Genomic DNA, 607 nt, shown 5'->3' with positions numbered 1-607 from the left:
ATAGAGCTGATGCCCGCGCTGGTTATATTCGAAAGTGAAGCCGCGACCGTCTGCCCACCATTGGAGAGCGGAAAGTTTGAAGGGGTTGGAGAACAGGGCGTTGTCGATCACGATCTGGCGCTGGCTGGCAATCTCGAACAGGACCGGCTGGGGCAGCGGAAGGACATCGCCCGGCTTGGGATAGACCATTGCCGAATATTCGCGCTGCAACCGGTCCGTCGACGAATTGAGGTAGGGGACCACCCGCTTGTAGCCGGGGCGAACGCGGTAGGCCGCGAGATGGCGCGAGTCCGGCGACCAGCTCAGTGTCGAAAAGACGTAGTAATTGCCCTCTGATCCATCCCGGCTCACCGCAACATCCTGCAATCCGTCATTGCTGCGCAGGAAAACATTGTGGTTCCTTATATAGACGATCCATTTGCCGTCGGGCGAGTCGCTCCTCTGGTCGGGGTTATTCTTAGCCGGGGGGGTGTAGTCGTGGCGGAGCTGAAAGTCCGGCGCGTCCACATCCAAGTTTGTGCTGGTGCAAACATAGCTTGCAACGTCGCAGCTCCACCGGACCTGCTCAATCAGGAAGTCGAGCCTGCGACCATCCTCGGTCAGTTCG

1 protein-coding gene is annotated in these 607 nt (G+C 59.0%); it reads right to left on the bottom strand.

Going from position 1 to position 607, the window contains the following annotated elements:
* The coding region (locus AC0L2K_RS35010) for a DPP IV N-terminal domain-containing protein (protein WP_473533662.1) at positions 1-607 on the bottom strand (607 nt) is incomplete at both ends.

The organism is Mesorhizobium sp. WSM4817, assembly GCF_055811135.1.
Note: the sequence above shows the minus strand (reverse complement) of the source record. Positions and strands in the feature narration are given on the sequence as shown.